The organism is Devosia aquimaris, assembly GCF_020169335.1.
In the GTDB taxonomy this organism is placed as follows: Bacteria; Pseudomonadota; Alphaproteobacteria; order Rhizobiales; family Devosiaceae; genus Devosia; species Devosia aquimaris.
The window spans coordinates 13,053-34,203 of the sequence record NZ_JAIEZN010000001.1 but is presented as its reverse complement, the minus strand read 5'-3'; the positions used below and the strand labels follow the sequence as shown (position 1 = coordinate 34,203).

At 63.8% G+C, this 21,151-nt stretch carries 19 protein-coding genes, 1 tRNA gene and 1 riboswitch; of the genes, 9 read left to right on the top strand and 11 right to left on the bottom strand.

Annotation, left to right across the window (positions count from 1 at the left end; all coding sequences use genetic code 11):
* Positions 1 to 60: 60 nt before the first annotated feature.
* A complete protein-coding gene (locus K1177_RS00170; protein WP_224701074.1) occupies positions 61 to 1,707 on the bottom strand; it encodes a lysine--tRNA ligase in 1,647 nt (548 codons plus the stop codon).
* A gap of 144 nt (positions 1,708 to 1,851) precedes the next feature.
* Here K1177_RS00170 and K1177_RS00165 point away from each other — a divergent pair, with 144 nt between their 5' ends.
* Entirely contained in the window at positions 1,852 to 2,265 is a 414-nt protein-coding gene (locus K1177_RS00165; protein ID WP_224701072.1) for a tellurite resistance TerB family protein, read from the top strand.
* Here K1177_RS00165 and K1177_RS00160 read toward each other — a convergent pair.
* The gene (locus tag K1177_RS00160) at positions 2,262 to 2,867 is read right to left on the bottom strand and encodes a TetR/AcrR family transcriptional regulator (RefSeq protein ID WP_224701070.1); all 606 of its coding nucleotides are present in this window, start codon (positions 2,865 to 2,867) and stop codon (positions 2,262 to 2,264) included. The two genes, K1177_RS00165 and K1177_RS00160, sit on opposite strands and share 4 nt — an antisense overlap.
* A gap of 83 nt (positions 2,868 to 2,950) precedes the next feature.
* On the opposite strand from K1177_RS00160, the gene K1177_RS00155 reads away from it, so the two are divergent.
* Positions 2,951 to 3,571 carry a DUF2306 domain-containing protein gene (locus K1177_RS00155; protein ID WP_224701068.1) on the top strand — a complete coding sequence of 207 codons (621 nt, stop codon included), beginning with the start codon at positions 2,951 to 2,953 and terminating at the stop codon, positions 3,569 to 3,571.
* Here the strand turns inward: K1177_RS00155 and K1177_RS00150 are convergent.
* Together K1177_RS00150 and metZ are read right to left on the bottom strand one after the other, a co-directional pair.
* Complete coding sequence (locus K1177_RS00150) at positions 3,565 to 4,392, bottom strand: transporter substrate-binding domain-containing protein (protein WP_224701066.1); 828 nt, start codon at positions 4,390 to 4,392, stop codon at positions 3,565 to 3,567. The genes K1177_RS00155 and K1177_RS00150 overlap by 7 nt on opposite strands.
* A 12-nt stretch (positions 4,393 to 4,404) precedes the next feature.
* A complete protein-coding gene (gene metZ / locus K1177_RS00145; RefSeq protein WP_224701063.1) occupies positions 4,405 to 5,613 on the bottom strand; it encodes an O-succinylhomoserine sulfhydrylase in 1,209 nt (402 codons plus the stop codon).
* A gap of 40 nt (positions 5,614 to 5,653) precedes the next feature.
* A riboswitch (SAM riboswitch) is annotated at positions 5,654 to 5,729 on the bottom strand.
* A gap of 75 nt (positions 5,730 to 5,804) precedes the next feature.
* Between metZ and K1177_RS00140 the strand changes: the two genes are divergently transcribed.
* Both K1177_RS00140 and K1177_RS00135 read left to right on the top strand, forming a co-directional pair.
* Positions 5,805 to 6,917: a 2'-deoxycytidine 5'-triphosphate deaminase gene (locus K1177_RS00140; RefSeq protein WP_224701061.1), complete on the top strand. Its 1,113-nt coding sequence runs from the start codon at positions 5,805 to 5,807 to the stop codon at positions 6,915 to 6,917.
* 85 nt (positions 6,918 to 7,002) lie between these two features.
* Positions 7,003 to 7,076 (top strand) — tRNA-Gly (locus K1177_RS00135).
* Between the two features lie 56 nt (positions 7,077 to 7,132).
* On the opposite strand, the gene K1177_RS00130 is transcribed toward K1177_RS00135, so the two are convergent.
* From K1177_RS00130 to K1177_RS00110, 5 genes are all read right to left on the bottom strand, one after another.
* A complete protein-coding gene (locus K1177_RS00130) occupies positions 7,133 to 7,993 on the bottom strand; it encodes an ABC transporter ATP-binding protein (protein WP_224701058.1) in 861 nt (286 codons plus the stop codon).
* Positions 7,990 to 9,018, bottom strand: coding sequence for an ABC transporter ATP-binding protein (locus K1177_RS00125; RefSeq protein ID WP_224701056.1), 1,029 nt, complete (start codon positions 9,016 to 9,018; stop codon positions 7,990 to 7,992). The genes K1177_RS00130 and K1177_RS00125 overlap by 4 nt, the downstream gene beginning before the upstream one ends.
* Positions 9,019 to 9,020: 2 nt before the next feature.
* Positions 9,021 to 9,878: an ABC transporter permease gene (locus K1177_RS00120; RefSeq protein ID WP_224701054.1), complete on the bottom strand. Its 858-nt coding sequence runs from the start codon at positions 9,876 to 9,878 to the stop codon at positions 9,021 to 9,023.
* Positions 9,879 to 9,882: 4 nt separating this feature from the next.
* A complete protein-coding gene (locus K1177_RS00115; RefSeq protein WP_224701052.1) occupies positions 9,883 to 10,887 on the bottom strand; it encodes an ABC transporter permease in 1,005 nt (334 codons plus the stop codon).
* Positions 10,888 to 10,956: 69 nt separating this feature from the next.
* Positions 10,957 to 12,855: an ABC transporter substrate-binding protein gene (locus K1177_RS00110; protein WP_224701050.1), complete on the bottom strand. Its 1,899-nt coding sequence runs from the start codon at positions 12,853 to 12,855 to the stop codon at positions 10,957 to 10,959.
* A gap of 363 nt (positions 12,856 to 13,218) precedes the next feature.
* Here K1177_RS00110 and K1177_RS00105 point away from each other — a divergent pair, with 363 nt between their 5' ends.
* Positions 13,219 to 14,823 (top strand): GH39 family glycosyl hydrolase, encoded by a 1,605-nt coding sequence (locus K1177_RS00105; protein ID WP_224701048.1) that lies wholly within the window; start codon positions 13,219 to 13,221, stop codon positions 14,821 to 14,823.
* A 69-nt stretch (positions 14,824 to 14,892) separates the two neighbouring features.
* On the opposite strand, the gene K1177_RS00100 is transcribed toward K1177_RS00105, so the two are convergent.
* On the bottom strand, positions 14,893 to 15,552 hold the full coding sequence (locus K1177_RS00100; protein ID WP_224701046.1) for a GntR family transcriptional regulator: 660 nt from the start codon (positions 15,550 to 15,552) through the stop codon (positions 14,893 to 14,895).
* A 27-nt stretch (positions 15,553 to 15,579) separates the two neighbouring features.
* The gene (locus K1177_RS00095) at positions 15,580 to 16,611 is read right to left on the bottom strand and encodes a Gfo/Idh/MocA family protein (RefSeq protein WP_224701043.1); all 1,032 of its coding nucleotides are present in this window, start codon (positions 16,609 to 16,611) and stop codon (positions 15,580 to 15,582) included.
* Positions 16,612 to 16,799: 188 nt separating this feature from the next.
* On the opposite strand from K1177_RS00095, the gene K1177_RS00090 reads away from it, so the two are divergent.
* The 4 genes from K1177_RS00090 to K1177_RS00075 are packed head-to-tail and all read left to right on the top strand — an operon-like array spanning position 16,800 to position 21,085.
* Positions 16,800 to 18,494 (top strand): IlvD/Edd family dehydratase, encoded by a 1,695-nt coding sequence (locus tag K1177_RS00090; RefSeq protein ID WP_224701041.1) that lies wholly within the window; start codon positions 16,800 to 16,802, stop codon positions 18,492 to 18,494.
* Complete coding sequence (locus tag K1177_RS00085; RefSeq protein ID WP_224701039.1) at positions 18,491 to 19,348, top strand: amidohydrolase family protein; 858 nt, start codon at positions 18,491 to 18,493, stop codon at positions 19,346 to 19,348. Before K1177_RS00090 ends, K1177_RS00085 begins: the two co-directional genes overlap by 4 nt.
* A 22-nt stretch (positions 19,349 to 19,370) precedes the next feature.
* Positions 19,371 to 20,303 carry a dihydrodipicolinate synthase family protein gene (locus K1177_RS00080; protein WP_224701037.1) on the top strand — a complete coding sequence of 311 codons (933 nt, stop codon included), beginning with the start codon at positions 19,371 to 19,373 and terminating at the stop codon, positions 20,301 to 20,303.
* Positions 20,300 to 21,085: an SDR family oxidoreductase gene (locus K1177_RS00075; protein ID WP_224701035.1), complete on the top strand. Its 786-nt coding sequence runs from the start codon at positions 20,300 to 20,302 to the stop codon at positions 21,083 to 21,085. Before K1177_RS00080 ends, K1177_RS00075 begins: the two co-directional genes overlap by 4 nt.
* Positions 21,086 to 21,151: the final 66 nt, after the last annotated feature.

Sequence of the window (21,151 nt, the reverse complement as noted above, 5' to 3'; positions counted from 1 at the left end):
CTGCGGCGGGTCGACTGGCGTGGCGCATGTTTCCGTAGTCCATGCGCCACGCCGGCGTTCTTACTGTGCGAGCATCTTGCCCGCGAGCGCGTCGGCGATCAGCTTGCGGGTGTTCTCGATGCCATAGAGCGCGGCAAAGGAACCAAAGCGCGGGCCGCGCTCCTGCCCGATCAGCACCTGATAGAGCATCTGGAAGAACTCGCCGGAGACGCCTGGGCCACCGGTCGGGCTCTTCTTGGTGTGGTCCTGATAACGGTCGATTTCACGCGCCACATCGAGTGCAGCAGCCTGGATAGCTTCGTTGTCGGCATCGGCCGGCAGCGCGGCGAAGGCGGTCGACAGCCCCTCAAGCGCAGCGCGTTCGACGTCGTCCGGCGCCCGATAGCTCTTCTTCACGAAATCACGGAAATAGCGCATGGCATAGCCGACCAGCGCATCGAGCTGCGGATGGGTCTGCGGCGTGACGCCCGGCGCATAGGCCGAGATATAGCCCCACATGACTTCGGGCGTCTCCGGATTGGAGGCCGTGGCCAGGTTGAGCAGCAGCGCAAAGGTGACCGGCATATGCGTGGTCGGCACGGCGCCGTAGTGCACATGAAAGACCGGGTTCTCCAGCCGGGTGGCGATGTCCTGCTTCTGGTAGCCGTCGATGAAGCTGTAGTACTCATCCACCGCCCGCGGGATCACGTCGAAATGCAGCCGCTTGGCCGTGCGCGGCTTTTGGAACATGTACAGTCCCAGGCTTTCGTTGCTGGCATAGGTCAGCCACTCGTCGATGGTCAGGCCGTTGCCCTTGGACTTGGAGATCTTCTGACCTTCCGAATCCAGGAATAGCTCGTAGACATAGTGTTCGGGGGCCTTGCCGCCGAGGATTTCGCAGATCTTGTCATAGATCGGCGCATTGGTCTGGTGGTCCTTGCCGAACATTTCGAAGTCCACGCCCAGGGCCGCCCAGCGCATGCCGAAGTCGGGCTTCCACTGCATCTTCACATGGCCGCCGGTGACCGGCACGGTGGTGTCGCGACCGTCTTCGTCGGTGAAGGTCACCATGCCGTTCTTGGCATCGACTTCCTTCATGGGCACATAGAGCACCCGGCCGGAAATCGGCGAGATCGGCAGGAAGGGGCTGTAGGTAGCCTGGCGCTCAGCGCCCAGGGTTGGTAGCATCACCTTCATGATGTCGTCATAGCGTTCGGCGGCGCGCAGCAGCACGGCGTCGAACTTGCCCGACTTGTAATAGTCGGTGGCGCTGGCGAATTCATAATCGAAGCCGAAGGTGTCCAGGAACCGGCGCAGCATGGCGTTGTTGTGCTCGCCAAAGCTGGGATATTCATTGGTCCAGGGATCGGGCACGGCCGTCAGCGGCTTTTGCAGATGCGGCTCCATCGCCTCCTTGGAGGGGACGGTGTCCGGAATCTTGCGCATGCCATCCATATCGTCGGAAAAGCACAGCAGGCGCGTCGGCACCTGGTCGCGAGTCAGCAGGCGAAAGGCCGTGCGTACCATGGTGGTGCGTGCCACTTCGCCGAAGGTGCCGATGTGGGGCAGGCCCGAGGGACCATAGCCGGTCTCGAACAGGGCCTCGCCCTTGCCGGACTTTTCCAGCCGCTTGACCAGTTTGCGCGCTTCTTCGAACGGCCAGGCGCGGGCAGTCTGGGCGGCGTCAAAGAACGCGGGATCGAGAGCGGGCAAGGGAGCGGGCGACAAAGGGCGAGCCTTTCAAGATGAGGAAACGCCGCGTTGTGTTACATCCCCAATCCGGCACGTCAACGTTTTCGCGCCGTCCTGCGCTTGCCAAGCCGGGCGCGGACGCCTAGCTATCGCAATCAGAAGTCAAAAGCGGAACCTTCCATGCCCAATCGTGCGCACGACGCCCTGATCCACCTGATGATTGTCGCGGCGTCTTCGGACAGCGAGATGACCCATGAAGAGCTGGCGCGCATCCAGGCGCTGATCGGACGCCTGCCGGTCTTTGAAGGCTTCGACAGCAGTCGGCTGGCCCAGGTGGCCAATGCCTGCGCCGATACGCTGAACGGACCCGGCGGGCTCGACCAGGTGCTCGACGACGCTATCGAGGCACTGCCCTTCAAGCTGCAGGACACTGCCTATGCCCTGGCAGTGGAAGTGACGGCGGTCGACCTGCACCTGGAACAGGAAGAACTGCGCTTCCTCGAAATGCTGCGCGACAAGCTCGATCTTGATCGTCTGACGACCGCCGCCATTGAAGTGGCCGCCCGCGCCCGGCATCGCCGCCTGCCCGACTAGGCTTTCAGATCAAGCTTATCGAGCAGTGACAGCAGCGCGGGCAGGTTCTTGGTGAACTCTTCCCGCGCATATTTGTTGGCGAGTGCCAGACAGGCATAGCCATGGATAAGCGACCACACCTGGAACTGGATGGTCTGCGCGGCCTGCCCGTCCTGCACAAAGGGCGCACAGGCTTGTGCCAGCACCCCATACGCCGCGTCACTGGCCTGCATCAGTTCAGCATCGTCCAGGGTTACCGGCTCCGCGCACATCTGTCTGAACATCAGGTCAAACAGGGCCGGATGCTCAAAGGCAAAGCGGTAGTAGCCGGTGCAGATGGCGTAGAGCCGCGCCCGCGGCGTGTCGGCAGTAGCCGCGTCATCCAGCATGGTCTGGGCAAAGATGCGGAAACCGCGCGTGGCGATGGCCGTCAACAGGCCCGGCAGCCCGGCAAAATGATGCGCCGGCGCAGCGTGTGAAACGCCGGCCAGCGCCGCGCATTTCCGCAGCGTCAAGCCAGCCGTGCCTTCGCTGGCCAGCAATGTCAGCCCGGCGTCAATCAGGGCCTCCCGCAGATTGGGGTGACTATGGGTCGCTTTCGTGCTGGCGGGGCGTGCGGGCATGCCGTACCTCAATACGTCAGCTTGACAGTGTCAAGCCAAGCTGCTTTACAGTGTCAAGTTGCAATCAGATCGGGTGAACTCTCGTGTTGGTATCGGGCTTGGGCGCTGTGCGCAATGTGGTGTTCTGGGTGCTTTGTCTGGGCGTCGCCCTGGTGTCGTGGCGTTTTCTGGTCGCCGGCGTGGACCTGACCATGCCCACGGTTGCCTATCACGCTAGCCTCCGGCCCATCGCCTTTTATGCCCATGTGGGGCTGGCCCCGATCGCCCTGGCCCTGGTGCCGTTCCAGCTCTGGCGCGGCCTGCGCGACAGGCATCGCCCAGTCCACCGCCTCCTGGGTCGGCTTTATGCTGCAGCGGTGCTGCTGAGCGGCCTGGGCGGGCTCTGGCTTGCCCTGACGACGACCTCCGGGCCGGTGGCATCAAGCGGCTTTGCGCTTCTGGCCCTGCTCTGGTTGGCCACCACCGCCATCGGCATCCAATCCGCCATGTCTGGCGACCTCGCGAGGCATCGGGTGTGGATGATCCGCTCGATCGCCCTGACGTTGGCCGCAGTGACCCTGCGGATCTATCTGCCGCTGTCCATGCTGACCGGCATGGATTTCGACACCGCCTATGCGGCCATTGCCTGGGTCTGCTGGGTGCCCAACCTGCTCGTCGCCGAATATCTTGTCGCCCGGCGGCCAAGCCTGAGTGCGGCTCAGTAGAACCCGACCGGGAACCAGCGCAGGTAGAGTTCATCGAGCACGCCATTGTCCTTCAAGCGCACAAGCGCCCAGTCGATGACATGGCGCATGGCCTCGCTGCCGGCGGGTACGGCGACCGACAGGCCCTCGCCGAACTGGCGGGGCCGGAAATAGGCATCGCCGGCAAAGCTGCAGCAATCGAGATGCTCGTTTAGCCAGAACGAGGCGCGCATGGCGTCGCCGAAGAAAGCGTCGGCCTGATTGGTCTCAACGGCAGCCAGGGCATCCAGCTCGGTATCGTATGGGGCCAGTGTCACGTCGGGCAGATAGCGTGCCATGAAGGCGGCATGCGCCGTGCCACGCCGCACGGCAACTGTCTTGCCGGCGAGCTTGTCAGGGTTGAAGGTGGTCGCGTCAGGCAAGCGGGTGACAAAGCGGCCCGGCAAGGCGATATAGACCGCCGAAAAGTCGAATAACGCGCCATTGGCCGCCGACATGTCCAGCCCGGCGATCAGCGCATCGCCCTGATTGTCGGCGAGTGCATCGGCGGCCATTTCCCAGGGCCAGGCCTGAATGGTGCAGGCCGCCTTGGCCTCCTCGCAGATGGCCTTGGCCAGATCGACGTTGAAGCCGATCAGCGCGCCGGTACTGTCGCGAAAGTTGAAGGGCGGAAAGTCGGCTGTGGTCAGGAAACGGATGGCCGGCACGGCAGATGCAGCGGGCACGATATCGCGGGCCGAGGGATCGGCATGATAGGGCACGGCCTGGGCCAGCGCCGGCATCACGCCAAACCCACTGACGAGCGCCAGCGCCAGTCCGGTTCGCCAAGCCTTCAGCCGCACGCCTGCCTCCTCCTAGATCTGGTCGAGACCATACAGCAGATCAGCTATCAGATCGTCACTGGACTCCAGGCCCACCGACAGGCGCAGCAGGCCCGCGGTAACGCCGACCTCGAGCCGCGCGGCCTCGGTCAGCCGGGCATGGGTGGTGGTCGCCGGATGGGTGATCAGCGACTTGGCGTCGCCCAGATTGTTGGAGATCAGGATCACCGCCAGGGCGTCCGACAGGGCAAAGGCAGCCTGCTGCCCGCCCTTGATCTCGAGGGCAACCAGCGTCGACCCCGCGCTCATCTGCGCCTTGGCCAGATCATATTGCGGGTGGCTGGGGTGGTGCGGGTAGATGACGCGCTCGACCTTGGGATGGCCGGCCAAAGCATTGGCCACGGCGGCGGCGCTGTCGGTCATTTGCCGGACGCGCAGCGGCATGGTCTCGAGGCCCTTGGCCAGGACCCAGGCGTTGAACGGGCTCAGCGACGCGCCGGTCTGGCGCAGGAAGGTGTGCAGGTCGCCTTCGATGAGCTTTTTCGAGCCCAGCACGATGCCGCCCAGCACACGGCCCTGGCCATCGATATGCTTGGTGGCCGAATAGGTCACCAGGTCCGCGCCCAGTGCCAGCGGCTTCTGGTAGAGCGCGGTCGCAAAGACATTGTCGACGATCAGCACGGCACCATGGGCATGGGCGATATCGGCCACGGCCTTGATGTCGACCAGTTCGAGCGTGGGATTAGTCGGGGTCTCGATGAAGACCACCTTGGTATTGGGCTGCATGGCTGCAGCAAAATTGGCGGGGTCGCGTCCATCCACAAGGGTCGAGGCGACGCCATAGCGGGGCATGAAATCCTCGACCACGAAACGACAGCCGCCGAACAGGGCGCGGCTGGCGACAATGTGGTCGCCCGCGCGCACCTGGCTCATGACTGCATCGGTGACCGCCGCCATGCCGGTGGCAAAGCCGCGCGCCGCCTCGGCGCCTTCGAGCAGGGCCATGCGCGTCTGGAACACGTCGACCGTGGGATTGGCAAAGCGCGAGTAATTGTGCGCACCAGGGATCTCGCCCTTGAACAGGCGCTCGGCATGCTCGGAGCTGGGATAGCTGTAGCCCGAGTTGAGAAACAGCGCCTCGCTGGTCTCGTTGAACGGCGACCGCATCACGCCGCCATGCACCAACTGGGTCTCGGGAGCCCGGCGAGCCGGATCGTTCAGGGGGTTGTTGGCCTTGGACATGATCGCGCTTTCATAACAAAAAACCGGCACGCAAGTGGCGGCCGGTTCCCATACGGTCTTTAGCAATTTGTTTTAAGTGGCTGCAAGCGACCGGCCAAATCACCACTGGATTGTGATCTAAGGGTAATTGGCGGTTGGCGTCAATTGCCGGGATTGCTAGGAACAACCAACCCATCGGGAAACGCGAAAGCATGGACAAGCAAGAGACCTGGCCGCAGGGCGTCTTTACGGCGCGGCTGATCGAGCTGTTGCACAAGCGGGGTGCCATTGCCGCGGCGCATCCTTTCGACAGCGATCAGGTGCAGCCGGCCAGCCTCGACCTGCGCCTGGGCAATGTGGCCTATCGCGTGCGCTCGAGCTTTTTGCCCGGGCCCAGCCATTCGGTGGCCGAGCGGATCGAGGCACTCAAGCTGCATGAGATCGATCTGACGCGCGGCGCCGTGCTGGAGCGCGGCTGCGTCTATCTGGTGCCGCTGCAGGAGGCTCTCAACCTCCCCGACGAAGTCAGTGCCTCGGCCAATCCCAAAAGCTCGACCGGGCGGCTCGATGTCTTCACCCGGGTGATCGGCGACCGCGCCCGCGGCTTTGACCAGATGCCGGCTGGCTACAAGGGCCCGCTCTATCTCGAAGTCAGCCCGCGCACCTTTCCCGTGCTGGTCCGCACCGGCTCACGCCTCAGCCAGATGCGTTTCCGGCGCGGCGACAACCGGCTCACCGTGGCCGAACACATCGCGCTCCATGCCAGCGACACGCTGGTGTTTGACAATGCCGTGCCGGTGGGGGAAGGCGTGGCCCTCTCCATCGACCTCAAGGGTGCCGGCCGCAAGGGCCTGGTCGGCTTCCGCTCCAAGCGCCATACGGCGGTGGTCGATGTCGACAAGAAGAACGCTCTGGACGTGCATGAGTTCTGGGAGCCGCTCTACAATCGTGGGCGCGAGGAGCTGATCCTTGATCCCGACGAATTCTATATCCTGGTCAGCGACGAGGCGGTGCATGTGCCGCCCACCCATGCCGCCGAAATGCTGCCCTTTGATCCACTGGTGGGCGAGTTCCGCGTGCATTACGCCGGCTTCTTCGACCCCGGCTTTGGCCATTCCTCCGCCGGCGGCACGGGCAGCCGCGCCGTGCTCGAAGTGCGCAGCCGCGAAGTGCCGTTCCTGCTCGGCCATGGCCAGACCATCGGCCGGCTGATCTATGAACGCCTCGCCGAGGCCCCCGATCGCCTCTATGGTTCAGCGCTCGGCTCGAACTATCAGGCGCAGACGCTCAAGCTTTCCAAGCATTTCAGGCCGTTCATCGAATAGGGTCCGCCGCGCTGCGCGCCGGGCCCAACGCAATCGCAACAGTGTCTTGACGGGCCGGTCTATTTCCAGCATCTATCGGCGCGTTGCGGGTGTATCTCAATGGTAGAGAAGCAGCTTCCCAAGCTGATGACGAGGGTTCGATTCCCTTCACCCGCTCCATTTCCTCCTTTCATATCACCAAGCGTACCCAGTTTCTGGCGGCAGATCCGTGCCGGTTAGGCTGCGCCGGCGTCGGCCCGGTTGAGGATGCGGCGGTCGCGGATGGCGGCGGCTGCGGCCTTGGGGTCCGGGGGCAGGACGGCGTTCTTCAAAGCAATCGAATAGGCATTGCGGGGATTGTCGAGAACCGCACGCGCGTCGCCGCTTTCGACCACTTCGCCGCTGCGCATGATGATCACGCGGTCGGAAATGTAATAGGCCGTCGCCAGATCATGGGTGATGTAGATGATCGAGACCTTGAGTTCGTCGCGCAAGGCGCGGAACAGGTTGACGATCGACATGCGCAGCGAGGCGTCCACCATCGAGACAGGCTCGTCAGCGACGATTAGCTTGGGCGCCGGGATCAGCGCCCGGGCCACAGCAACGCGCTGCAGCTGGCCGCCTGAGAGTTCGTGGGAGAACCGCCCCTTGATTTCGGCGAGGGACAGTCCGACGCGCTGCAGCGCGCGGTCGGTGAGGCCTTCCTTGCTGGCCTGGTCATTGGCGCCGCAGAAGCGGTGCGCGGTGGCAAAGAGATAGGCATCCACCGGCGTCAGCGGGTTGAAGGCCTCGAAGGGGTTCTGAAACACCGGCTGGACCTTGGCCATGAAGGCTTCGCGGGCGTCGCGCCCCCTGATGGTTGCGATATCGACGCCATCAAACACCAGCCGCCCGCCATCGGGCACCTCATTGCCAAGCACCATCTTGGCCATGGTGGATTTGCCCGAGCCGCTTTCCCCCACGATGGCAAATATCTCGGGACGCCCGGCGTCGAGGGCGAAGCTGACATCACTGACGGCGGTGATGGACTGGCGGGAGAACAATCCGCCCACCGGGTAGCGCTTGGTCACATGGTCGAGCTCGAGCAGCATGGTCATTTGACGGACACCTCCCCGGCGCGGAAGCAGGCGACGCGACCGCCGATGGCGCTGGGCAGCATGTCGGGTACCTCCCTGGAACAGCGATCAATGGCAATGGGGCAGCGCGGATGAAAGCGGCAGCCGGTGGGCGGGTTGGCCAGGCTGGGCGGCTTTCCTGCAAGGCTCTTGCGGGTGGCAGTGTCGCCGATGCGCGGCAGGCTGGCGATCAGATGGGCCGTATAGGGATGCTGGGGCGTGTCGAACATGGCCTGGGTCGGGCCTTCCTCGGCCAGCCGCCCCGCATACATGATGGCGAGGCGGTCGGTGATGGCCGCATGCACCGACATGTCATGGGTGACGAAAACCACCGATGAGCCCAGGCGCTCCTGCACCTCCTTGATCAGGCCCAGCACATCCTGCTGCACCAGCACGTCCAGGGCGGTTGTGGGCTCGTCGGCAATGATGAATTCAGGTTCGCAGACCGTCGCCAGCGCGATCGTGACACGCTGGCGCATGCCGCCCGAGAGCTGGTGGGGAAAGGCCTCGAGCACATTGGGATCAAGGCCGAGCCTTTGCAGATGGCTTTCCACCCGGGCCCGAAACGCCGTTCGGTCCAGCCCCATGTGGCGGAAGGCGAAATTGTTGAAGGCGTGCTTGATGCGCCGCACCGGATTGAGCACGCTCATCGAGCCCTGCATGATGTAGCTCAGGTTCTGCCAGCGCGCCGCTTTCATCTTGCCTGGCTCGGCATAGACATCGATGTGCTTGCCACCAAAATCGAAGCGGACTTCGCCGCCCACCACGCGCATGGGCGGGCGGATGGCGCCGGCAATGGTCTTGATCAGCGAGGTCTTGCCGGACGAGGACTCCCCGGCAATGCCGTAGATTTCATTGCGGCGCACGGTCAGGCTGATGTCGTCCACGGCGCGCACCTCGCGGCGGACGCCGAAGAGGTCGTTGATGTAATAGGCCTTGAGGTCCTTGATGGTCAGCACGTCGGCGGCCTGGGCGACAGAGCGCTCATTGGTCATAGCCAGGGTCATGTTCAGGCTCCCATGCGCGCGAGGCGACTGCGCGGGTCGATATATTCGTTGACCGACATGGCCAGGAGAAACAGGCCCAGGAACAGGATCACCACCGCCAGCATGGGCACGGCGATCCACCACCAGATGCCCGCGACCATGGCCGAGTGGGCATTGGCCCAGTAGATCATGCCGCCAATGGTGGGGCGGTTGATGTCGGAAAAGCCCAGGATGGAGAGCGTGACCTCCAGGCCAATGGCCCAGATCAAATTGTTCATGGTGGTGAAAAAGACGATGGGCATGACATAGGGCAGGTGTTCGCGGAACAGCACCTGGCCGGTGCGCATGCCCGAGAATGCCGCGTGGCGGGTGAACTCGCGGGTGCGCAGCGAGAGGGCCACCGAGCGGATCAGCCGGCTGTCATGCGTCCAGCCAAGCATGGCCGCCGTCAGCGCCAGTACGCCCCAGGTCATCTGGTCGCGCATGACGAACACCAGCAGCAGCAGGATGGGGATGTTGGGCAGCGCGCCCAGGGTGTCGTTGAAGGCCATGATGATCTGGTCGGTCTTGCCGCCGACATAGCCCGACACGAGGCCCACCACGATGGCGATGACGCGGCTGATGATGGCCACGACCAGGCCAAACATCAGCGTGTTGCGCATCGACGCCGCCAGTTGCCAGAACATGTCCTGGCCGCGGCTGTTGGTGCCCAGCCAGTATTCGCCACCCGGCGGCATGTCGGGGATGACGGCATAGGTGGTCAGCTCGTCATAGGGCGAAAAGAACGAGGCAATGACCAGGGCAATGATGATGCCGATCAGCAGCGTGCCGAACAGGAATTCGCGGTTATAGCGCAGCAGGTCGCGCAGGACTTTCAACATGGCCCTATCCCAGTTTCACGCGTGGATCGATGAGGGGGTACAAGATGTCGATCAGGAACACGGCCGTGGCGACAGCGATGACCGAGAAGGTGGTCACGCCCAGCACGAGGCTGTAGTCGCCGGCATAGATGCCCGCGATCATCAGCTTGCCGATGCCGGGGTAGTTGAAGATGAACTCCACGATCACCGCGCCGCCAAAGACATTGCCCAGGCTGAGCGCAAGGCCGGTGACCTGGGGCAGCATGGCGTTGCGCGCCACATATTGGGAGAAGACCGTGCGCGAGGGCACACCGGCCAGTTCGGCATAGACCACGTAATCGTCGGTGACGATGTTGGAGACCAATGAGCGCATCGAGACGAACCAGCCGCCCATGCCCACCAGAACCAGCGTCAGGGCCGGCAGCGTGCCATATTGGATAACCGAGGAAATATAGGCCCAGCTTGCCGCCGGGGTGAGATTGAGCTGCGCCCCGCCGCTGATAGGCAGGATGGGCCAGAGAAAGCCAAACACGATCAGCAGCGTCAGGCCGGTGATATAGGTCGGGATGGGTTGCAGGGCCATGACAAACAGGCCGACCAGCTTGATGGCGCGGCTGTTGCGGAAATAGCCGGCAATGGCACCCAGGAAATTGCCAATGACCCAGGAGATCAGCGTGGCCAAGGTCAGCAGGCCGATGGTCCAGGGCAAGGCGCGACCAATGATGGTCATGACCGGCGTGGGAAAGGCCGAGAGCGACGGACCGAAGTCGCCGGTCAGCACGCGCCCCCAGAACAGGAAATATTGCGAGAGGAGCGATCCGTCGGTGCCGTAGAGTTCGCGCAGCGACTGGCGCAGCACTTCGACAGTGCGCGGATCGGTGGCGCCGAAATTGGTGAGCAGCGAGACAGTCTGTTCCACCGGGTCGACCGGCGAGAAGTGCGCAATCAGGAAGGACAGGGTGACCCCGGTCACCACCACAAACACAAACTGGCCAAAGCGCTTGGCAACGTAGTTGAGATAGCCGTTCATCCTATTCCCGATCTCATGGCGCAGAGGGCGGGAGCCGGCCGAGGGCCGGCTCCCGTTCGTTCACATCGGTCAGGGCTTGGGCGCGTCAGGATTGGCCTTGAGGGCCACGATCATGTAGCGCAGGTTGCTCCAGTTGGGGCCGGAGGCGGCGTAGGGATTGTCGATGCTGGGATAGTTGGTCCAGTAGGTGGTGTCGAATGGCGCGAACTTGTTGTAGGCCATCAACGGGATCATCGGCATTTCCTCGACCGCGAGCTTGAGATAGTCGCGGCCCAGTTCCACCACTTCGGGCGAGTCGAACGGCAGGGTGCGATTGCGCTCGACCAGGGCGTCCAGGCGCGGGTCTTCCCAGCGCTGCAGATTGCGCGGCGGTTGGGGTTCGCCGAGCGGGCGGATGAACGAGCTGTGGTAGCTTTCGAGGAAGAAGCTCAGGTCGGGATGGCCGCCCCAGGTCTCGACAGTCCAATAGATGGCCGTGTCAAAATCACCGGTGCCCAGGCGCTGGCCATTGGTCGGACCCGCGACGTCAACCGTGGTCTTGATGCCAGCCTGGCTCCACTGCTGGGCGATGGCCGTGCCGGCACGGGCCAGCGTGGGGATGGCGTCGCCTTCGACCATCATGCGGATCTCGAACGGCTTGCCGTCGGGCATCATCCACTGATTGCCGTTCTTGGTGAAGCCGGCCTTCTGCAGCAGTTCGGTCGCCGCCTGCACATCCTGTTTCCACCAGCCATAGCCGAAGGAGCGCTTGAGCTCGGCGTCATCGGTGGGGATCTGGTCGGGCCACTGGCCCCGCACCATGTCGGCGAGCTGTGCGGCAATGTCGGGATTGTAGGGCTTGATCGTCTGGGTGCCTGTATCGAGCTCGAAATTGGTCAGCCAATCCTGCAGCGGCACGAAGTAGTCCTCGGGCGCTGAGCCGGTGGGCGGCACGCCCAGGGCCGACAGGTTTGCCGCACCGCGATAGGAGCCCAGGGCCACCGCTCGGATGTCGATGAGCAGAGCGAGAGCCCAGCGGACGTCGCGGTTTTCAAACGGCGCCTTCTTGAGGTTGAACAGCACCGACGGCAGCGTCGGATCGGGATGGGCGAAGGGGAAATGCGACTGCCAAGCGGCAACCGAGTCATTGTCCTTCATCAGCGAGAACATGCCTTCCGGGGCGATGTCGTTGATCACATCCAGATTGTGATTGCGCTGGGCAATCACGCGGGCTTCCGGGTTCCCCGAGGCCGCATAGACGACGTACTTCACGTCGGGCGCAGTGTCCTGCAGCATGCCGATGCTGGTGCGCTGCCAGTCGTCGCGCAGCTTCCAGATGGCCCAGGCACCGCCCTTGTCATAGCTGTTGAGCACATAGGCGCTCAGCGAAACCGGCGGGTTGTTGTTGAAGGCAAGTGGATCATCGACCTTTTCAAAGATGTGCTTGGGCATGATCCAGGCCGCATTCCAGCGCACCGTGAAGGTGGAGTGGAAGCGCGAATTGGGCTGCTTGAGGTGAAAGATCACCGTGTTGCGGTCGGGCTGCTCCATGCTGGCGACGTTGAGGGTGAAGGGGGCACTCCAGCCCATGCCAGGATGGTCGATCTGGGTCTGGACGGTATAGACCAGATCGTCGGCGGTGAACTCGACGCCGTCGCTCCAGTAGATGCCCTCGCGCAGCTTCACCGTCATGGTGGTGAAGTCGTCGTTGTAGATCGGCGGCTCCGATGCCAGGGCGTTGGTCCAGGCGTCCGGACCACCCTCGGGGTTGATCCACCACAGCGTATCGGTGGTCAGCTGCTGCTGGCCATTGACGCTGGCACCACCGCCGGGCGCCCACAGGTTGAACCAGTCGGCGTTCTGCGCCGTCGGCCCCTGCACAATCAGTGCCTCGTTGCGCGGAATGCCAGCAATGAAATCCTGCGCCATGACCGGCAATGCCAGCAATGACACGACCGCGGCCAGCGCGATCCTCTTAAAGACCCTCATGTGTTTCCTCCTGGGAGCTCGCCGCGCGAGCTTTTCCTGCATGGACGGGCAGCCGTGCCCCTCCGGCCCGATTTGCCTCCACCGCGCCTCCTCAGCGCGCTCAACTCCCCAAAGGCAGTCGGTCCACGGCATCTTTATCGACAATTTTGGATCGGGCAGCAAGCCGAAATATCAATAATCTGCCGATTACCTGCATTTATGGCGCCAGCGATCGTCTTTGCGCGGCATTATTATTGACAAAACTGCATATTCGCTTAGCGTTGAAAACAGCGGCCAGCCGGCTTGCACAGCACGGCGCCGCCTGTATCGTTTCTGCCCGGTCTTCTGGAGGAGGCTTGGCCAATACCCGCCCAGAGGACACCTATGACCGCGCCCATCCAAGTCTCAGCAAGTGTGCAGGCCGACCAGCCGACCGAACGCTACCATCCGCTCTGGAACTGGTTCGGCTATGACGAGCCGAACTACACCTATTCCCCGCATGGCAAGAAGCTGCTGGGCGAGCTGACGGCACTCAGCAACACGCCGCCACATATCCGCACCCACAATCTGCTGACCTCAGGCGACGGCGTGCCGGCTCTCAAATGGGGCTCCACCAATGCCTATACCGAGGATGCGCAGGGCAATCCGGTCTATGACTGGACCATCATGGACAAGATCTTTGATGCCTATGTGGAGGCCGGCAATGCGCCACTGGTGCAGATCGGCTTCACGCCCGAGGCGCTGTCGAATTTCGATGGCGACTACAAGCATCACTGGGAGCCGGCCGACAAATACGCCACCATCATGACGGGCTGGGCCTCCCCGCCCAACGATCTCAAGAAGTGGGGCGAGCTGATCTATGCCTGGGCGCGGCACCTGGCCGATCGCTATGGCGAAGAGAAAGTGTCGAGCTGGCCCTGGGAAGTCTGGAACGAGCCGGACGGGCTCTACTGGCACGGCACGATCCCGGATTATTGCGAGATGTATGATGTCAGCGCCAAGGCGGTGAAGCGCGCCCTGCCCAAGGCGCGCGTGGGCGGACCGCACACCTGTGGCGGCTTCTCAAACCCCAAGGCGCAGACCTTCCTGCGCCAGTTCCTGCAATATGTGGTCGACCACAACTCGCCCATCGACTTCATCGCCTTCCATGCCAAGGGCAATCCCGTCATCTGGCAGGACCATGTGCGCATGGGCCTGCACAAGCAGCTGCGCGACATCGAAACCAACCTGGACATCATCAACGAGTTTCCCTCGCTCACCCATCTGCCCATCATCATCGGCGAGAGCGATCCGGAAGGCTGTGCGGCCTGCTCGGCACGCGTGCACCCGCAGAACGGCTACCGCAACGGGCCGCTCTATGGCGTCTATGTGGTGCAGAGCATGATCCGCACCTATGAACTGGCGCGGATGAAGAAGCTGCACATCGAGGGCGCGGTGACCTGGGCCTTCCTGTTCGACGACCAGGCCTGGTACGACGGCTTCCGTGACCTGGCCACCAATGGCGTGGACAAGGCCGTGCTCAACGGCTTCCGCATGCTGGGCAAGCTGGATGGCGACTGGCTCGCCAGCCAGAGCAGCCACCGCCGCGACATTGTCGACATCATGGAACATGGCGTTCGCGGCGAGCCGGACGTCAATGTGGTGGCCACGCGCGACGACAAGGGCGTCAGCATCCTGGTCTGGCACTATCATGACGACGACGCGCCCGGCCCGGATGCCGAAGTCACCATCACGGTCAACGGCTGGGGCGACCACAAGGCAGCGCTCAAGCACTTCCGCATGGACGAGACGCATTCGAACTCGTTCGGCGTGTGGAAGGCGATGGGTCGGCCGGAGAATCCAGAGGGCGCCGACTATGCCCGGCTGGAGGCATCCGGTCAGCTGGCCCAGATCGACGCCATCGACAGCCTGCCCGTCAGCAATGGCGCCATCGCCCTCAAGACCACCCTGCCCCGCCAGGGCGTATCGCTGCTGCGCCTGGACTGGTAGAGCTGGATCGGTGCGCGCCTCGGCCTCCCGGGCGCGCACCAACCATGCAGCAGTATTGTCGCCGACCGGTCAGCCGACGCGATCGAGATAGCGTTTCTTGCTGGGCTGCAGGTGATCGACGCACAGCTGCGCCAACACCCAATTGTCCTGACCCTTGAGCATCTCGATCATGAGCCGATGGTGTTCATGGGCGATGCGCAGCGCTTCTGTATTGGCCATGGAATTGGCGCGCACCGGCAGGCTCAGGCGCATGTAGAGTTCGATGGACTGCACCAGATGGTCGTTGCCGCAGGCCCCGAACAGGGTGAGATGGAACCGGTCATTGGCTTCATGCACGCCACGCAGGAAGCCTGCCTCGATATGGCGACCATGTTCGGCGTGAATGGCGTTGAGTTCGGCGATCAGGCTTTCGGGCGCCGGCAGCGGGATCCACAGTGCAGCCTGGCGTTGCAGCAGTTCGCGCACTGCATAGATTTCCTGCACTTGCTTGGGCGTCAGCGAGCGTACGGTGGCGCCGCGATTGCGCTCGCGCACCACAATGCCCATGGCCTCGAGCTGCACCAGCGCCTGGCGGGCGAAATGCCGGGTCACCGCAAAGCGGGCCAGCAGCGTATCCTCTGTCAGGCGGGTGCCCGGTGCCAGGCGACCAAAGATGATGTCCTCTTCCAGCGCCCGGGCGATGGACAGGTCATCATGGCTCTGCGCGTCAGAATCGTTTGCGGCTATCACGGTCGGCTCCTGCACTGGACCGCCAATCTAGCCTGTTTTTTGCGCGGGGTCGAACGCTGCCAGCCGGTAGATGTCCTCGACCAGCCGCAGGGTCACAAGATTGTCCTCCGGCGCCGTCTCGAAGTCAGCGCCGCTCTGCAGGCAGTCAACGAAATGGGCGATGGCCGCGTCATAGGAGCCCTGATAGGTGCGGTCTGCGTCAAACACTTCCGCACGCTCGGCGCGCCCGGTCGCCAATAGCTGGTTGCCCTCCAGGCGAAGCGTGCCGGCCGAGCCGATGATGCGCAGCTGGTCACGCGGCGCCGGCGGCATGCCATGCACCGCCAGATCGCCGGTCAACTGTACCAGCGCCCCATTCCGTCGCAGTCGCAGGGTAATGGCGGCCCGGTCTTCAGCGATGATGTCATCATTGCTGCGAGCCAGCCGGGCGGCCAGCACATCCATCTCCCCGAGCAGGAAGCGCAGCGTATCAAGCTGATGGATGAGCACTTCCATGACCAGCAGACGGGGTTGCCGCACAAAGAAAGGCTGGCGCACCAGCGCTGGCCGCAGCCCATCGGCGCCGGCGATCATGCCGCTGGACAGGAAATCGAGCTGAACATGGGCGACCTCGCCGGCAAGTCCCTCATCGAGCCAGCGCCGCAACTGCCGATACCAGGCGCGAAAACGCCAGTTCTCATGCACCATCAGCCGCGACGGCCCTGCCCTTTCGGCGACCAGCGCCGCGGCCGCCGCGAAATCCTCCGCCAGCGGCTTCTGGCACAAGATGTCGATGCCGCGTGCACGCGCCAGCCGCACCAGCGCGGCATGGTGTTCACGCGGAGCGCAGATATCGACCGCATCCAGCTCGACACTGTCGAGCATGGTTTGTGCGTCGGCAAAGGTGTGGGGAATCGCATAGTCTTGTGCCCGCGTTGCAACGGCCGACGACGAGGGGTCGGCGATGGCCACAAGCTCGACGCGATCGGACAATTGCCTCCAGGCGGGCAGGTGGTAACCTGTCACCCAGCCGGCACCGATCAGGCCCACGCGGCGGCGTTTTTGCCCGTTCGCCTGCATAGAAACACCCCTCAACCGCGCCACTTATCAATAATCTAGCCAGATTGAACGGTTGTGGCCAGCGAAACTATGCGCAAAATCCGCCAATCGCCAATTGACGGCTGTCATCTTTATTGACAATTTGGGGACAAGGATAATTTGGCAGTCAGGCGGCGGTATGCGAACGCCCGATGCGGGAGGATTGTACTGTGTCCAACGGGCTGCGCCGCAAGCTGACGAGCTATGGTGACCAGGGGTTCTCCCTGTTTCTGCGTAAGGCCTTCATCAAGGCCATGGGCTATTCCGATGATGCGCTGGACCGCCCCATCGTGGGCATTGCCAATACCTATTCGGACTACAATCCCTGCCATGGCAACGTTCCCCAGCTGATCGAGGCGGTCAAGCGCGGCGTGATGCTCAATGGTGCCTTGCCGATGGTGTTTCCCACTATTTCGATTCACGAGAGCTTTGCCGCCCCCACTTCGATGTTCCTGCGCAATCTGATGGCCATGGAAACCGAGGAGATGATCCGCGCCCAGCCGATGGACAGCGTGGTCCTGATCGGCGGCTGCGACAAGACCCTGCCGGCCCAGATCATGGCGGCCGCGTCGAGCGAAATTCCGGCGATTTTCCTGCCCACGGGGCCAATGGCCACGGGCCATCACAAGGGCGAGCGCCTGGGCGCCTGCACCGATTGTCGCCGCATGTGGGGGCGCTATCGCGCCGGCGAGATCGACGATGCCGAGATCGGCGAGATCAACAACAAGCTGGTGAGCTCGATCGGCACCTGCACGGTGATGGGCACGGCCAGCACCATGGCCAATCTGGTCGAGGTGATGGGGCTGAGCCTGCCCAAATCCGCCTCGGCACCGGCCACGGAATCGGAACGCATGCGCCTGGCAGAAGCCACCGGCGCGGAGGCCGCCCGGCTGGCGCGCGATGGCGGGCTGACAGTGCGCGACCTGCTCACGCCCCAGGTGATCCGCAACGCCCTTGTCGCGCTGCAGGCCATGGGCGGCTCGACCAATGCGGTGGTCCATCTGGCGGCCATCTGTGGGCGGCTCGGCTTCAGACTGGACATGGATCTGCTCGACCAACTGGGCCAGCGCGTGCCGCTGCTGGTCGACCTGCAACCCTCAGGGCAGCACTACATGGCCGAGTTCCACAAGGCCGGCGGCGTGCCGGCCTTGCTCAAGGAAGTCCGCAGTGAACTCGATGTCGATATGCCGACCGTCTATGGCAGCACGCTGGGTGCGGTGATCGATGCCGTGATCGACGAGCCCGGGCAGAGCGTGATCCGCACCATGGCGGCGCCGCTCAAACCCATGGGCACGCTGGCCGTGCTCAAGGGCAATCTGACCCCGCGCGGCGCCGTGCTCAAGCAATCGGCTGCCTCCAAAGCGCTGTTGCAGCACACCGGCCGCGCCGTGGTGTTCGACAGTGTCGAGGACCTCAACAACCGTATCGACAGCGATGATCTGGACGTGACGGCGGATGATGTGCTGGTGCTGCGCAATGCCGGACCAAAGGGCGCGCCGGGCATGCCGGAGGCCGGCTATCTGCCCATTCCACGCAAGCTGGCGCGACAGGGCGTGCGGGACATGGTGCGCATTTCGGACGCCCGCATGAGCGGCACTGCCTTTGGCACGGTGATCCTGCACATGTCGCCGGAGGCGGCCGCCAATGGGCCGCTGGCCATTGTGCGCACAGGCGACAGCATCACCCTGGATGTGGCTGGGCGCCGCATCGATCTCAATATCGACGATGCCGAATTTGCCCGCCGCATGGCCGATCTGCCGCCGCCCGCAGCGGGCCCGGATCGCGGCTATGCCCATCTTTATCATCACCATGTGATGCAGGCGGACGATGGTGCCGATTTCGATTTCCTGCAGGTTGCCCCATGAGTGGTGCCGAGGCGCCGCGATGCCTGCCGCCCATCGCCCTGCCCGGACCGCTTGAGCAACGCCTCCCCGCCGGAACGATCGACAGTCATTTCCATGTCTTTGACCCGGCGGCGCCGCTCAATACGCCACGCAGTTACACGCCGCAAATGCTGACCCTGGCCGATTGGCTGGTCTATGCAGATCGCGTCGGCATAGATCGCGGTGTGCTGGTGCAGCCCAGCGTCTATGGTCTGGACAATTCGGTCTTGCTGGCGGCCCTGGCCCAGGCGCCGCACCGCCTGCGTGGCGTGGTGGTGATTGCGCCCGAGACCAGCGACGCCGAACTGCAGCGGCTGGATGGGATGGGCGTGCGCGGGGTGCGTATCAATCTGCGTAACAAGGGTGGGATTGGCCTGGATGCCATGGCCGCATTGGCGCCGCGCATCCGTGCTCTGGGCTGGCATGTGCAGTTCCAGGTCGGGCCAGACAATCTGGCCGATGTCACGGCGTTGACCGCGCAATATGGCATTACCGGCGTCATCGATCATTTGGCGTTCCTGCCGCTCGCTGCGCCCGCTGCGGCGCTCGATGCATTGAGCCGGGTGCTGGACAGTGGCCAGGTCCTGGTCAAGATCTCGGCGCCCTACAGGCTTGGCGACACCGCCGATCACGCTGGCTATCGCCATGTCGTGGGCGGCCTGGCATCGCGCCATGCCGAACGCCTCTTGTGGGGCAGCGACTGGCCGCATACCGAATTGTTCGACACCATGGTGGACGATGCTGCGCTGATCGCGCTCAGCCTTGCCGCCGCGCCCTCGACGGCCCAGCATCAGCTGTTCAGCCAAAACGCCACATCGCTTTACTGGTCGCACTGACCGCCTCTACCGGAGATATGCCATGGCACTGCTCACAGAAGACGCAAAGGGCGTCTATATCATCGCCGTCACGCCCTTTACCGACGCCGGAGAGGTCGACTGGGACAGCGTCGATTCCATGGTCGACTTCTACGAAGCCAAGGGCGTGACGGGGCTGACCATTCTGGGGCAGCTGGGCGAAGCGCCCAAGCTGACCTCCCTGGAATCGCAGGCCATTGCCAAGCGCGTCATTAATCGCGTTGGCGGTCGGCTGCCGGTGGTGGTGGGCGTGACGGCGCCGGGGCTGGCGCCCATGCGCGAGCTGGCCGAGTCGGTGATGGATCTGGGCGCTGCCGGCGTCATGGTCGCTCCCCCCTGGACGACCAAGACCGACGATCAGGCCTACAGCTTTTACGCGTCGGTCGGCGAGGCGCTGGGCAAGACGCCCTGGGTGCTGCAGGACTATCCGCTGACCACCAATGTCACCATCGCACCCAAGGTGATCGACCGCATCGTGCGCGACGTGCCTAATTGCGTGATGCTCAAGCATGAGGATTGGCCGGGCCTGTCCAAGATCACGGCGCTGCGCGCCTCCAGCGACAAGGGCGAGACGCGCCGCATTTCCATTCTCTGCGGCAATGGCGGCCTGTTCCTGCCCGAGGAAATGGGCCGCGGCGCCGACGGCGCCATGACCGGCTTCTGCTTTCCCGAGATGATGGTCGGCGTGGTCGAGAACTATGCCAAGGGTGACATCGAGCGCGCCCATGACATCTTTGACGCCTATCTGCCGCTGGCGCGCTATGAGCAGCAGCAGGGCATCGGGCTGGCCGCGCGCAAACATGTGCTGGCCAAGCGCGGCGTCATCAAGTCTGCAGCGCTGCGCAAGCCGCGCCCCAGCCTGACCGCCAACGATATTGCCGATGTTGAACGCTTGCTGGCCCGCCAGCAGAAGCGCCTGGAGGAGATCGGGGCATGAAGCTGGGGCTAGTGGGAAAGAGTGCATTGGTGCTGGGTGCCAGCAAGGGGCTGGGCGCCGCCATCGCCGTGTCGCTGGCCAATGAGGGCGTCAAGGTGATCGGCGCTGCGCGCAGCGTGGACGCCATCCAGGCTCTGGCGGCGCAGGTTGATCCGGCACTGGGCGGCAGCATCACGCCGCATGGGCTGGACCTTGCAACGCCGGACAGCGTCGCTGCCCTGGCCGAGGCCATGCTCGCCCGGGGCGGAGTGGATATTCTGATCAACAATTCGGGCGGCCCGGCGCCCGGCGAGGCGCGTTCGGCGCCCCCCGAGGCCTGGCAATCGGGCTTTGATGCGATGGTTGGCAGCATCATCACGCTGACACAGCGCCTCTTGCCGCCAATGGTCGAGCGGGGCTGGGGCCGCATCATCACGCTGACGTCGTCCGGCGTCGATACGCCCATCCCACGCCTGGCTGTGTCGAACGGCCTGCGCCTGGCCCTGGTGGGCTGGAGCAAGACCCTGGCGAGCGAGGTGGCCGCCGATGGGGTGACGGTCAATGTCATCGTGCAGGGACGTATACATACCGACCGCGTCGATCAGCTCGACGCCGCAGCAGCCAAGCGCGGCGACACCAGTGTCGAGGCCGTCCGCAAGGCGTCCATGGCCACCATTCCGGTGGGTCGCTATGGCCGACCGGACGAGCTCGCCGATGTGGTGACGTTCCTGGCCAGCGAACGGGCGAGCTATGTCACCGGCTCGCGCATTCGCGTGGATGGCGGCATGATCAAGAGCAACTAGAGAAGCTGCCCCCTGCCCGGCGATAGTGCCCGCGCTCATAAGCGGCCGAGCACGCCGGCGTCCGGA